Here is a 13,052-nt window from a genome sequence, read left to right as displayed (position 1 = left end):
TTCATCGTCATCTGGTTGCGGCGTATATCGCCACGTGGGTGGTGCAGCTGAGCTATGTGGGCTGGGTCGCTAAAAAGTGGGCCGACGCGCGGAAGGCGAGCCGCTGAGGCGGCGCTGCCGGGGATCTTTCCGGAAATTCATTTCTGGCCTTCGCTGTTTTGACAGAGCAGGCCTTGTAATGCGCACCGGTGGCCTATAGTCTGGCCGCCGGGCCCGAACCTTCCCCAAAAATCAATTATCCGGCCCCAGAGGTTCTTCCGTTATGGATACGACTGCTCAGACCCCCGTGGATACGAACGTTCAGCCTGCGGTGACGCCGCAGCGCATTATGCAGATGGCGTGGGGCTTCGCGCTGCCGCTGGCGATTCAGTCCGCGGTGACCAATCACATCTTCGACACGCTGGCGGGTGGCGGCAAAACCCCGGAAGAGATTGCGGCGGCGACCGGCGTGGCAATGCGCGGGCTTCCGTTTCTGCTGAACATTCTGACCGAGGCCGGGCTGCTGAAGGCCGAGGGCGAGCGCTATGCGCTGACTGCGGAGAGCGAGAGGTTTCTGGTCTCGTCGAGCCCGGCCTTTCACGGGGTGTTCTTCGCGCATGTGCATGATCTGATCGAGCACTGGCTCGCGCTGCCGGAGGCGATTCGCACGGGCGTATCCACGATCCAGGTCAACGAGCAGTCGGGTGGCGCGGAGTTTTTCGAGAGCTTTGTGGAAGCGATCTTTCCGACCAGCTATCCGGCGGCGCAGACGCTGGCTCGGGCGCTGCGGCTCGGAGAGGTGCAGGACGAATTTCGCGTGGTGGATCTGGGCGCGGGCTCAGGTGTGTGGGGGATTGCCGCGGCCCAGGCGTCGCCGCGGGTGCATGTGACGGCGGTGGACTGGCCGAATGTGCTGAACGTGACGCGGCGCGTGGCGGCACGGATGGGCGTGGCGGAGCAGTTCGACTTTCTGGCGGGCAATCTGCGCGATGTGGCGCTGCCGGGCGGGACCGATCTGATCACCATCGGGCATATTCTGCACTCGGAGGGCGAGCGGCACAGCCGCAGCCTGCTGGAGCGCTGCTATGCGGCGCTGAAGCCGGGAGGCAGAATCGCGATTCAGGAGTTTCTGCTGAACGACGACCGGCGCGGACCGATGCAGCCGCTGATGTTCGGTCTGAACATGCTGGTGCACACGACGGAGGGAAGCGTGTGGTCGGCGGCGGAGATCGGCGGATGGCTGCGCGACGCGGGCTTTACGGATGTCGAGCTGCTGCCGGCGCCGGGACCGTCTCCTCTGATTCTGGCGCGGAAGTAGAAGGCCGGGGCTGAAGCCCCTTTCTTTGTCCGCCTCTTCATCCGGCTAAAGATCACCCCGGCGAATACTGTTCGCCCGATTGCCGGGGGCTTCTACCGGATCTCGCTGACGCGAGACGAGAACGGAAACCGGGATTCTGCATTCCCACCTTAGCCGCCAACGACGGGCGGCTAAGGTGGGGCACCCCGGATTCTTCGGAGGGAAGAGAAAGCAGATCCCTCGACTGCGCTCGAGATGACAAAGGGAAAGAGTTTTCATGCCCATGCACGAAAGCACGGACATGGGACACGGTGGTAATGGAAGCACCTGAAAACAGTGGAGCAGAACGCGTCGAAACGGTTCTACAATCGGGACAGAGACTGACGATGGCGGAAAACGTTCTTCAAACTCTGCAAACACTGATTCAGGACATCATTGCTCCTGGGGTGCGTGAGCTGCAGGTGCGCGTCGGAGCGCTCGAGAAGCAGATCGATACAGAGTTCAGCTCTCTGAAAGCGCAGAATGATGCGGAGTTCAAAGCCATCATGGCGGCGATCGGAGAGGCCAATGCAAAATCTCAACTGGAAATGATGAGGCAGCTCTCCGCGCTTCAGCAGCGCGTTGCCGTTCTGGAAGCCACGCGTTCCCATCAGTAAATCTCTGAAGCCTGGTGCTTCTGCGCTGCGCCTCTGAGGGATGCATTCCGCAGAGGCGTGGTTTCAGCAGCGTTTTTTGACGCCTCCCATACTGTCGCCGCGATCAGTGCTGGCGGTACATCTCCATCACATCTTTGCGCAGGTCGACGCGGCTGGATTCGCGTGAGTAGAACATGTGGCCGCCGGGGTATTCCTTTACCGCGACGCGGGTGGGGTCGCCCATGACCGGCATCTGGTTGATGGTGAGCAGGGAACCCATGAAGGGGCAGGAGAGATCGTTCCAGCCATGGACGATGAGGACGCGGAGCTTGGGGTCGGCGGAGACGGCTTCGCGGAGCTGCACGACGGAGCCGCGGCGGAGATCGTCGCCGCGATCCCAGTCATTGGCCACTTCATAAGAGAGCGCGTTGTAGCGGGCGTCGATCTTCCAGCCGACGACGCGGGTGACGAAGTCGACCATGGCAGTGGTGGTGGGGGCGATGATGCTGGCGAGGATGGGGTCGTTCGAGCGCTGCTCGGGCGCGTAGGGGAAGGGATCGAAGGCGGTGACGTTGGAGTCGTAGATGGAGCCGATTTTGCCCTCCTCGCGGAAGACTTCGCGGAGGTAGGCCTGGGTTTCGAGGCGTCCGCCGGAGAGCTTGACGAACTCGGGCTCGAGGCCGGTCATCTCGGTGACGTGCTGGATCATGGCCTGGGTGGTGGCGGGATCGGAGCGGCCCTTTAACAGCGCGGTGGCGTAGTCGCCCATAGTGTAGGCGATGACAGACTGCATGGCGTCGGGGGTGAGCTTGTGCTCGCGCTCAAGGTGCGCGGCGGTGATGGAGGGGAGGGTGACCATCCAGGGAATCGGAGAGAGGTCACCGTCGTCTTCGAGGGTGGGATTGAGATACGGCGAGACCAGCACGACGCCGTTCATGGCCACGCCGAGCTGCGACTGCAGGTAGTAGGTGATGCGCGGTCCGCGGAAGCCGCCGTAGCTCTCGCCGACGAGATATTTGCGCGAGGCGAGGCGGTCGTTCTTCACCAGCCAGTCATAGATGGCGCGCGAGAGGTAATCGATGTCAGGCGTGGTGCTGTAGAAGATCTTCTTCGCCTCGGCCTGGGGGACGAGGGAGCGGCTGAAGCCGGTGCCGATGGGATCGATGAAGACGAGGTCGGTGAAATCGAGCCAGGTGCCGGGATTGTCGGAGAGCGTGGCGGGATCGGAGGGGCTGTCGCCCTCGTTGCCGACCTGCAGATGTTTGGGGCCGATGGCTCCGAAGTTGAGGTAGACGGAAGAGGCTCCGGGGCCTCCGTTGACGGCGAAGGTGACGGGGCGGTTGGGGCCCTCGGCGGTGTAGGCGGTGTAGACGACCTGGCCGGTGAGCTTGCCTTCGGTGTTGCGGACGGGGAGGGTTCCGACGGTGACGGTGTAGCGCAGCGTTTTGCCGTCGATCTGGATGCTCTGCTCGGTGTGCGCGTCGGGCGGAAGCGGCGGCAGATCGACTTTATCGGGAGCCGCGGCCTTGTCGGTGGCGGGCTTTGCGGCAGCGTCGTTCTGCGCGGAGGCATACGGGGCGCTGAGAGAGGCTGCAAGGCAGAGACCGCTGAAGGCGAGGAGCAGGCGTCTTCCGGCGCAGGGGAATCCATAGAAATTCATGTGGATACGATACATGGGGCGGTGCGGGAGCGCAGGCTCGGGCGTGGATATCCGATCTGCCGGGATCAGATGGCGGCGAGGGTGCCGGACGAGTGCGTCTGCTGGTGGGAGAGCGCGAGAAGCAGCAGGAGGATGCGGCGCAGGGCGAGCTCGCGGCCGCGGGCGTCGTACCACTCGGCGCGGGTGTGGATGCCGCCGCCTTCTCCGCCCGATCCGAGGCTGAAGGCGGGGACGCCGAGCGAGAGCGGGATGTTGGCGTCGGTGGAGGCGACGCGCGGCTCGGTGCGGATGCTGAGATGGCGGTCGACGGCGCGCAGGGTCTCGAACAGCGGCGATGCGGAGGGAAGGCGTCCGGCGGGTCGGTTGCCGATGCGGGCGATGGAGAACTTCAGGTCGCCGGGGCCGCGGGCGTGGCCGTCTTTCAGAGCGGCGGCGAAGGCGTGCCTGGCGTCGAGGACGGCGTCTTCGACGGCGCGGTGCAGCTCGACTTCGAGGCACATGAGCTGCTCGGGGTCGGTGGAGCGCAGATCAAAGCGGGCGGAGGCCTGCTCGGGAATGGCATTGACCGATGTGCCGCCCTCGATGGTTCCCACGTTGAGCGTGGTGCGGGGCGAGCCGCTGAGGGCGAGGGAGCCGAGGCGGGCGATGGCCTGGCTGAGAACGACGATGGGGTTGGGGCGTCCGGCATCGGTCCAGGAGTGGCCTCCGGGACCGCAGAGGGTGACGAGGAAGCGCTGGCTGCCGAGGGCGTGGGTGACGGCGATCTCGTGTCCCGCGCCGTCAAGAACGATGTGAGCGGCGATGCGGTCGCGCCAGGGAGCATGGCGGTAGATATGGCGCATGCCGCGAAGGTCGCCTTCGCCCTCTTCGCCGACGTTGCCGAGGAAGACGAGGTCGCAGGGGAGCTCGACGTGGGCGTGGCGGAGAGCGGCGGCGATGGCCAGCATGGCTGCGATGCCGGCTCCGTTGTCGCAGGCGCCGGGGGCGGTGAGGCGGGTGCCGTCGAGGACGGGATCGATGGGCGTGCCGGCGGGAAAGATGGTGTCGATGTGGGCGGAGAGCAGAAGGCAGGGGCGGGGAGCGGCGCTGACGGGGGCATCGGAGCCGGGAAGCTCGCCGATGGCGTTGCCTTCCTCATCGATGAGCACTTTGCGGAGGCCGAGATCGCGGAAGCGGTCACAGAGCCATTCGGCGCGGGGGCGCTCGCCGAAGGGCGGCGCGGGTACCTCGACGAGACCGGCCTGCCACTGCATGATCTGACGCTCGTGGAGGTGCATCCACTGAAAGGCCTGATGCACGCGGCGATCGGACGCCAGATTAGCGATGCGGGCATAGGCGGAGGTGGGGGCGGCGGACATAAAAATTCAGCGTAGCACTCTCAGGGCTCAGGCGAGGATGCAGGCGGGTACTCGACGTGGTCGAGAAAGAGGCCGCGGGCGGGGGCGGTGGGTCCGGCGGCGGAGCGGGAGCGGCGCTCGAGGATCGCGCGCACCTCTTCAGGGGCGATGTGGCCGCGTCCGGCATCGAGGAAGGTGCCGACCAGGTTGCGCACCATGTGGTGCAGGAAGCCGTTGCCGCGGATGCGATAGAGGAGCAGATCGCCGTCTTCGTGCCGCTCTTCATGCCACGAGGAGGCGTAGATGACGCGGACACCGGCGCTTTTTCCGTGGAGAGATTCTTCGGCTGCGGCCGGTTCGGCATTGCGGGTGGCGAGATCGGGATCGGAGGCGGCGAAGGAGGTGAAGTCGTGCTCGCCGAGGACGAGAGCGGCGGCCTGGCGCATGGCGTCGACCTGGAGGGGCCAGTTGAGGGCGTAGACGAAGCGCGAGAGCCAGGGTGGGCAGATTTCTCCGCGGAAGATGCGGTATTCATAGGTCTTGGCGCAGGCGGAGTGGCGGGCATGGAAGCCGGAGGGCGCGTGTTCGGCGGAGAGGATGCGGATGGTCTCCGGGAGAGCGCGGTTGAGGGCGCGGTGGAGATTGGCGGGCGGAATGGGCGCGGCGAGGGTAAAGGAGGCCACCTGTCCGCGGGCGTGGACGCCGGTGTCAGTGCGTCCGCTGCCCTGCGGAAGGACGCGCTCGCCGGTAATGCGCTCGATGGCGCCGGCCAGAGTACCCTGAATGGTGAGGTGGCCGGGCTGAACCTGCCATCCGTGGAAGCCGGTGCCGTCCCAGGCGAGGGTCAGTTTCCACGTATGTTCTTCATTTTTCGTCATTACACAAGATTTTTAATCATTTTCCATCTGTGTGCGATCTAAAGGAAAACGAATCGGGATGCGCATCGTACTCAGCGGTTTACCCCTGGCAGGTTCACGGGGGAACGAAGCGGGGGAAGATCGCGTATCTGAGAAAGACCGGAGGTCGCCCGGTCAAAGGATGAAGGCAGCGCTGCATCCGGACCGGAAGGCAATCTTCGGCAAAGGCGAAGACGCCGGGGCAGGGAGCGGCGCAAATCGCAGAACTGTTGTGAATCGTGGAGAAGCGAATGCAATTTTTGCCAGTGCGTGGTGAGAAGTGGAAGCAGGAAAAGAGCAGTTCCAGCACGTTTCAGAAGTTAAAGGGCACGGCGGCGGTCTGCTGCCTGCTGGTCGGCACGATGCCGGCCGGTGCCATGGGTTTTCAGGCTGCGCCGGCGGCGCAGACCCAGCCGGACGGGGCGCAGCAGACGCTGCCCGGCGCTCCGCCGCCTAACTTTACCCAGCCGCTGTTCATGCGGCCGGGCAATCAGGATTTTGCGAAGCCGCGTGGGTATTTTCCAAATCCGCTGCGGCCGTATGAGGCAGTGACGGTGCCGCCTCCGAATCTGCTGAATTCGCTGCACCTGAACGATCTGGTAAAGGACGGCAAGATTTACCTGAGCCTGGGCGATGCGGTGCTGCTGGCGCTGCAGAACAACTACGACATCGCGATTCAGCGCGTGAACCTGAACATTGCCGATACCGATCTGCTGCGCGCGCGGGCCGGATCGTCGCTGCTGGGCGTAAGCGCGGGCACGGTGACGGGAACGATCGGCGGCACGGGCTCGACGGTGAGCACCGGCGGCGGACCGGGCGGCACGTCGACGGCGGCGGGCGGCGCGGGCACCGGATCGGGCGGACTGGCTTTATCGACCAACGGCGGCGGAACGGTCCCGGAGAACCTGGACCCGTATCTGACGGGGACGATCCAGCTGGAGCGGCAGCATCTTCCTCCGGTGAGCTCGTTTTCGGCAACCGACGCGAATACGAACGAGTACAACTTCACCTACAACCAGGGATTCATTACCGGCACGGCGCTGCAGGTGGGCTTCCAGAACACCCGCCTGACGACGAATGCCCCGTTCACCATCTATAGCCCGCAGTTGTCGACATCGTTCAACGCGCAGGTAACGCAGCACCTGCTGCAGGGCTTTGGGTGGGGCGTGAACGGACGCTTTATGGTGCAGGCGCAGAATGACCGCCGGATTGCGGATTCCGCCTTCCGCGAGCAGCTGCTGTACACGATCAACCAGGTGGAGAACATCTACTGGGGCCTGGTGAGCTCGTATGAAGACCTGCAGGCGAAGCAGCGGGCGATCGATCAGTCGGCGCGGCTGCTCTCCGACGACCAGAAGCAATTGCAGATCGGCACGCTGGCTCCGCTGGACGTGGTGAACGCGCAGAGCCAGGTGGCGAGCGATCAGCAGGCGCTGATTACCTCGCAGAGCAACCTCGAGTATCAGCAGCTGGTGATGAAGCAGGCCATCTCGCGGAACCTGGACGATCCGCGGCTGGCGAATGCGCCGATCATTCCCACGGACCGCGTGAGCCTGCTGGAGACGCCGGAGGAGCACACGGCGGTGGACGATCTGGTACGGCAGGCGGATGCCAACAGCCCGGCGGTGGAGCAGGACATTCTGACGCTGAAGAATGACGAGCTGACACTGAAGGGCGTGAAGAACGGCCTGCTGCCGCAGGTGGATGTCTATGCGTTTTACGGGGCATCGGCTCAGGGCGGCGCGCAGGGTCCGAACTGCCTGAATTTCGATACCAGCGGAGCCGTCGTTCCATGCCCGCCGAACCAGTATGCGAGCGTGAACTACTCTACGGCCTTCGGAAACCTGTTCAACGGCAGCTCGCCGAACAAGGGCGTGGGCTTCAACATCAACATTCCGATCCGCAACCGGACGGGCCAGGCGGAGCAGGCGCGGTCGATGCTGGAGTACCGCCAGGCGCAGATGCGGCTGGCGCAGGCGTATGTGCAGATCCACATGAACGTGATCAACGGGCAGTATGCGCTGACCAACGATCGCGCGGCGGTGAAGGCGGCGCTGGCGAACCGGGACTACAACCGGCAGAGTCTGGATTCGGAGATCAAGAAGCTGCATCTGGGCGCGTCGACGACGGCCAATGTGCTGCAGCAGCAGCGCAACCTGGCGACGGCGGAGAACAGCGTGATCTCGACGACGGCGCGTTATGCGATCGACCGTGCCAACCTGGCGGAGCTTCTGGCGAGCACGCTGGATCGTTACGGGATCTCGATTGCAGACGCGGCGACGGGAACGATCAATACGCAGCCGACGATTCCGGGGCTGGAGCCGGCAAAGCAGGAGCAGGAAGTGACGGTTCCGGCGCAGCAGCAGCAGCTGGAGAAGCAGGAGCAGCAGCCGCAGAATCAGGAACAGCCGCCTGCTTCTCAGCCGCAGCCGCCTGCAAATCCTCCGCAGCAGTAACGGGAAGCGGCAGACAGAGACGGCCTGGGCAATGTGTTCCGGGCCGTTTTTCTTTTGCGGAGCGTATTGTTCTTTCTTTGCGGAGCATATTGCTCCGGGAGCTGCGGGGCGCGGTGGAAGGTGCTTCTGCAGAGAATGCGTGCATGGGCAGAAGTTCCCTCGCATGGGCCGCCATCACCTGATAGAATCTATTGAATCCACTCGACGGAGAAGCAATGCAGGCGATTCTTGCGCTCGAAGACGGGCGCATCTTCCGCGGTGAGGGCCATGGCGCGAAAGGCGAATGCTATGGCGAAGTCGTTTTCAATACTTCTTTAACCGGCTATCAGGAGATATTCACCGATCCTTCCTATGCCGGGCAGATTGTGGTTCTGACCAATCCTCAGATTGGTAATTACGGAACCAACGCTGCCGATAATGAAGCGAACAAGCCCTATATTGAAGGCCTGGTGACACGGGAGTTTTCCCCGATCAGCTCGAACTGGCGTTCACAGCAGGTAACGGACGAATATCTGGAGCGGTATCAGGTGCCGGCGATCTCGGAGATCGACACGCGGGCGCTGGTGCGGCATCTGCGCACCAACGGCGTGATGCGGGGCGTAATCTCGTCGATCGAGAGCGATCCGGATGCGCTGGTGAAGAAGGCGCGCGCGATCCGCAGGATGGACGGGACGGACCTGGCGAAGGTGGTTTCGACCAAGGCGCGCTATGAGTGGGAGGACGACGGCGTCGATCCGCTGCGCACCGATGAGCCGGTCGAGGAGACGGCGCGGCCTGACCTGCACGTGGTGGCGTACGACTTCGGCATCAAGCACAACATTCTGCGCATGCTGTCGCGCGAGGGATGCCGGGTGACGGTGGTTCCGGCGCAGACCTCGGCGGAGGATGTGCTTTCGCTGAATCCGGACGGCATCTTTCTGTCGAACGGGCCGGGCGATCCGGAGCCGGTGACCTACGCGCAGGAGAATATCCGCAGGCTGGCGGGGAAGAAGCCGATCTTTGGGATCTGCCTGGGGCATCAGCTGATCGGGCTGGCGCTGGGCGGCAGAACGTACAAGCTGAAGTTCGGGCATCATGGCGGGAATCATCCGGTAAAGAACAGCGTGACGGGTAAGGTGGAGATCACCTGCCACAATCACAACTTCGCGGTTGATCCGGAGTCGATGAACGTGAACGAAGTGGACCTGACGCACATCGACCTGAACGACAATACGCTGGAGGGGCTGCGCCACAGAACGTTGCCGCTCTTCAGCGTGCAGTACCACCCGGAGGCGAGCCCCGGTCCGCACGACTCCAACTATCTGTTCCATGACTTCCGCAAAATGATGGAGGAGTGGAAGGGATGAAACGGCAGCAGCAAATTTTTATGTTGCATGGTCCGAATGGCGGGGCATAGTCTCCCGCCATTTTTATGAGATCAGCGAAGAACACTTTTCAGAGGATGCAGAGCAGAGATGCCACGCAGGAATGACATCACCAAGATTCTCGTGATCGGCTCGGGGCCGATCGTGATCGGCCAGTCGGCGGAGTTCGACTACTCGGGCACGCAGGCGTGCAAGGCGCTGAAGGCCGAGGGATATGAAGTGGTGCTGGTGAATTCGAACCCGGCCACGATCATGACCGATCCGGAGCTGGCCGATCGCACGTACATCGAGCCGCTGACGAAGGAGTACGTCGAGGAGATTCTGCGCATCGAGTCGCAGATGCTCAGAGACGAAGGCCGCACCGGAAAATTTGCGCTGCTGCCGACGGTGGGCGGGCAGACGGCGCTGAACCTGGCCGTCGATCTGGCGGATGCGGGCATTCTCGACAAGTACGACGTGGAGCTGATCGGCGCGAAGCTCGAAGCGATCAAGAAGGCCGAAGACCGGCTGCTGTTCAAGGACGCGATGACGCGCATCGGCCTCGACGTGCCGCGCTCGGCGCTGGTGAACAACCTGCGCGACGGCATCGATTTCACGGCGAAGATCGGTTTTCCGGCGATTATCCGTCCTTCCTTCACGCTGGGCGGCTCGGGCGGCGGTATTGCGTACAACCGCGAAGAGATGATGGAGATTCTTTCGCGCGGACTCGATCTTTCGCCGGTGCATGAGTGCCTGATCGAAGAGTCGGTGCTGGGCTGGAAGGAGTTCGAGCTGGAGGTGATGCGCGATCTCGCCGATAACGTCATCATCATCTGCTCGATCGAGAACTTCGATCCGATGGGCGTGCATACGGGCGACTCGATCACGGTGGCTCCGGCGCAGACGCTGACCGACCGGGAGTACCAGTCGATGCGCGATGCGGCGATTCGCGTGATGCGCGAGATCGGCGTTGAGACGGGCGGCTCGAATGTGCAGTTCGCGGTGCATCCGGGGACGGGACGCATGACGGTGATCGAGATGAACCCGCGCGTGTCGCGCTCCTCGGCCCTGGCGTCGAAGGCGACGGGCTTCCCGATTGCAAAGATCGCGGCGAAGCTGGCGGTGGGCTATACGCTCGATGAGATTCCGAACGACATTACGAAGATGACCCCGGCGTGCTTTGAGCCGACGATCGATTATGTCGTGGTCAAGATTCCGAAGTGGCAGTTCGAGAAGTTTCCCGGCGCGGATGAGAACCTGAGCCCGCAGATGAAGTCGGTGGGCGAGGTGATGGCGATCGGCCGCACCTTCAAGGAATCGCTGATGAAGGCGCTGCGCTCACTCGAAACCGGCAAGCGGGTGGGAGCCGAAGTGCTGGAGCCGCGGCGTCTGACGCAGCGGCTGGTGACGCCGCAGCCGGAGCGGCTGGATTACATTCGCTTTGCCTTCCGCCAGGGCTTTTCCGTGCGCGAAGTGGCGCGGATGACGGCGATGGACCCGTGGTTCCTCTTCCACATCAAGGAAGTGACGGACACGATTGCGGCGGTGGCGGCGGAGTCGCCGGACAATATGTCACCGGAGCTGTTACGTAAAGCGAAGCGCATGGGCATCTCGGACGAGCGGCTGGCCGAGGGATGGGGGCTTGCCGGCAAAGAAGGCGTTGCGCGTGTGCGCGAGATGCGCCAGCAGCAGGGGCTGCGGCCGGTATACAAGCTGGTGGATACGTGCGCGGCCGAGTTCGAGAGCATGACGCCGTATCTGTACTCAACCTACGACGAGGAAGACGAAGCGGCGCCGACGGCGAAGCGCAAGGTGATTATTCTGGGCAGCGGCCCGAACCGCATCGGGCAGGGCATCGAGTTCGATTACTGCTGCTGCCACGCAGCCTTTGCACTGAAGGAAGACGGCTACGAGACGATCATGGTGAACTGCAATCCGGAGACGGTTTCGACGGATTACGACACGAGCGATCGTCTGTACTTCGAGCCGCTGACGCTCGAAGACGTGCTGGCGGTGTACGAGCATGAGGCTTCGAGCGGCGCAGAGATCGGCATGATCGTGCAGTTCGGAGGACAGACACCGCTGAACCTGGCGCTGCGGCTGAAGGCGGCGGGCGTGCCGATCATCGGAACGTCGCCGGAGTCGATCGACCTTGCCGAGGACCGCAGGCGCTTCGGAAAACTGCTCGAAGACCTGGAGATTCCGCAGCCGCCGGGCGTGATGGCGACGAGTGTGGAAGAGGCTGTTTCGGGCGCGGAGCGGATCGGATATCCGGTGCTGGTGCGGCCTTCGTATGTGCTGGGCGGACGCGCGATGGTGATCGCGTACGACAGCGATGCGGTTTCACGCTACATGAAGGAGGCCGTCGAGTACTCGCAGGAGCGGCCGGTGCTGATCGATCACTTCCTCGAAGATGCGGTGGAAGTGGACGTGGACGCGCTGTGCGACGGCGAGGATGTGGTGATTGCCGGCATCATGCAGCACATTGAAGAGGCGGGGATACACTCGGGCGACTCGTCGTGCGTGCTGCCTGCGGTGGATCTGTCGGCCTCGACGCTGGAGACGCTGCGCACCTATACGCGCAGGCTGGCGCTGGCGCTGAACGTGATCGGCCTGGTGAACCTGCAGTTTGCGATTCAGCGGAAGGCGGGACAGGCGGAGAAGGTCTTCGTGATCGAAGTGAATCCGCGCGCCTCGCGCACGGTGCCGTATGTGTCGAAGGCCACGGGCGTGCCGCTGGCGAAGATTGCCTCGCGGCTGATGACGGGCCGGAAGCTGCGGGAGTTTCTGCCGCAGAATATAGCGCAGCGCAAAGACCTGGGAACGGGCGCGCACTACTTTGTGAAGTCGCCGGTGTTTCCGTGGAATAAGTTTCCGGGCGTGGACACGGTACTGGGACCGGAGATGCGCTCGACGGGCGAAGTGATGGGCGTGGCCGATAACTTTGGCGAGGCCTTTGCCAAGGCGCAGCTTTCGGCGGGCCTGACGCTGCCGCTGAAGGGCACGGTGTTCTTCAGCGTGAACGACCGCGACAAGACGAACTTCGCCGATCTGGCGCGGCAGTATGTGGAGCTTGGCTTCCACCTGGTTGCGACGGAGGGAACGGCGAGGGTTCTGGAGCAGGCGGGGATGCTGGTCGAGCGCGTGTACAAGGTGAAGGAGGGCCGCCCGAATGTCGTCGATCTGATCAAGGGCGACCGCATTCAGCTGATCGTGAACACACCGCACGGGCAGGACACGTTCTTCGATGAGAAGGCGATTCGCCGCGCTGCCGTGCTGGCGCGCATTCCGACGATCACCACGCTGGCTGCGGCCCGCGCCGCGGCCGAAGGGATTGCCGCGCTCCAGCGCAGGCAGACGACGGTAAATCCGCTGCAGTATCTGCATGCGTCGCGGGTGGCTGTATAGTTGCTGTTCTCTCGATGAGGAGCTTACGGCAGTCAGGCGAC

Annotated in this window: 8 protein-coding genes; 5 read left to right on the top strand and 3 right to left on the bottom strand. The window is 63.5% G+C overall.

Annotation, left to right across the window (positions count from 1 at the left end; genetic code table 11):
• The first annotated feature begins 262 nt into the window (after window positions 1-262).
• Window positions 263-1,297: an acetylserotonin O-methyltransferase gene (locus D0Y96_RS06800; protein WP_252263526.1), complete on the top strand. Its 1,035-nt coding sequence runs from the start codon at window positions 263-265 to the stop codon at window positions 1,295-1,297.
• A 365-nt stretch (window positions 1,298-1,662) separates the two neighbouring features.
• Complete coding sequence (locus D0Y96_RS06795; protein WP_117298561.1) at window positions 1,663-1,932, top strand: hypothetical protein; 270 nt, start codon at window positions 1,663-1,665, stop codon at window positions 1,930-1,932.
• Window positions 1,933-2,035: 103 nt separating this feature from the next.
• On the opposite strand, the gene D0Y96_RS06790 is transcribed toward D0Y96_RS06795, so the two are convergent.
• The 3 genes from D0Y96_RS06790 to truA are packed head-to-tail and all read right to left on the bottom strand — an operon-like array spanning window position 2,036 to window position 5,786.
• Complete coding sequence (locus D0Y96_RS06790; protein ID WP_199480196.1) at window positions 2,036-3,586, bottom strand: S10 family peptidase; 1,551 nt, start codon at window positions 3,584-3,586, stop codon at window positions 2,036-2,038.
• A gap of 50 nt (window positions 3,587-3,636) precedes the next feature.
• Entirely contained in the window at window positions 3,637-4,929 is a 1,293-nt protein-coding gene (locus D0Y96_RS06785) for a M20/M25/M40 family metallo-hydrolase (RefSeq protein ID WP_117298559.1), read from the bottom strand.
• A gap of 20 nt (window positions 4,930-4,949) precedes the next feature.
• Window positions 4,950-5,786 carry a tRNA pseudouridine(38-40) synthase TruA gene (truA, locus tag D0Y96_RS06780; protein WP_117298558.1) on the bottom strand — a complete coding sequence of 279 codons (837 nt, stop codon included), beginning with the start codon at window positions 5,784-5,786 and terminating at the stop codon, window positions 4,950-4,952.
• Window positions 5,787-6,055: 269 nt separating this feature from the next.
• Between truA and D0Y96_RS06775 the strand changes: the two genes are divergently transcribed.
• The 3 genes from D0Y96_RS06775 (at window position 6,056) to carB (ending at window position 13,011) form a co-directional block, all read left to right on the top strand.
• A complete protein-coding gene (locus tag D0Y96_RS06775) occupies window positions 6,056-8,260 on the top strand; it encodes a TolC family protein (RefSeq protein ID WP_117298557.1) in 2,205 nt (734 codons plus the stop codon).
• A 215-nt stretch (window positions 8,261-8,475) separates the two neighbouring features.
• Entirely contained in the window at window positions 8,476-9,606 is a 1,131-nt protein-coding gene (gene carA / locus D0Y96_RS06770) for a glutamine-hydrolyzing carbamoyl-phosphate synthase small subunit (RefSeq protein WP_117298556.1), read from the top strand.
• A gap of 108 nt (window positions 9,607-9,714) precedes the next feature.
• The gene (gene carB, locus D0Y96_RS06765; protein WP_117298555.1) at window positions 9,715-13,011 is read left to right on the top strand and encodes a carbamoyl-phosphate synthase large subunit; all 3,297 of its coding nucleotides are present in this window, start codon (window positions 9,715-9,717) and stop codon (window positions 13,009-13,011) included.
• Window positions 13,012-13,052: the final 41 nt, after the last annotated feature.

This window comes from Paracidobacterium acidisoli (assembly GCF_003428625.2).
Lineage (GTDB): Bacteria > Acidobacteriota > Terriglobia > Terriglobales > Acidobacteriaceae > Paracidobacterium > Paracidobacterium acidisoli.
The sequence above is the reverse complement of the archived record's forward strand: the minus strand, read 5'-3'. Positions and strand labels throughout refer to the sequence as shown.

What these genes read in the sequence shown, in the direction of transcription:
- D0Y96_RS06800 (WP_252263526.1), top strand. Translation starts at nt 263, where the DNA reads ATGGATACGACTGCTCAGACCCCCGTGGATACGAACGTTCAGCCTGCG.
- D0Y96_RS06795 (WP_117298561.1), top strand. Translation starts at nt 1,663, where the DNA reads ATGGCGGAAAACGTTCTTCAAACTCTGCAAACACTGATTCAGGACATC.
- D0Y96_RS06790 (WP_199480196.1), bottom strand. Translation starts at nt 3,586, where the DNA reads ATGTATCGTATCCACATGAATTTCTATGGATTCCCCTGCGCCGGAAGA.
- D0Y96_RS06785 (WP_117298559.1), bottom strand. Translation starts at nt 4,929, where the DNA reads ATGTCCGCCGCCCCCACCTCCGCCTATGCCCGCATCGCTAATCTGGCG.
- truA (WP_117298558.1), bottom strand. Translation starts at nt 5,786, where the DNA reads ATGACGAAAAATGAAGAACATACGTGGAAACTGACCCTCGCCTGGGAC.
- D0Y96_RS06775 (WP_117298557.1), top strand. Translation starts at nt 6,056, where the DNA reads ATGCAATTTTTGCCAGTGCGTGGTGAGAAGTGGAAGCAGGAAAAGAGC.
- carA (WP_117298556.1), top strand. Translation starts at nt 8,476, where the DNA reads ATGCAGGCGATTCTTGCGCTCGAAGACGGGCGCATCTTCCGCGGTGAG.
- carB (WP_117298555.1), top strand. Translation starts at nt 9,715, where the DNA reads ATGCCACGCAGGAATGACATCACCAAGATTCTCGTGATCGGCTCGGGG.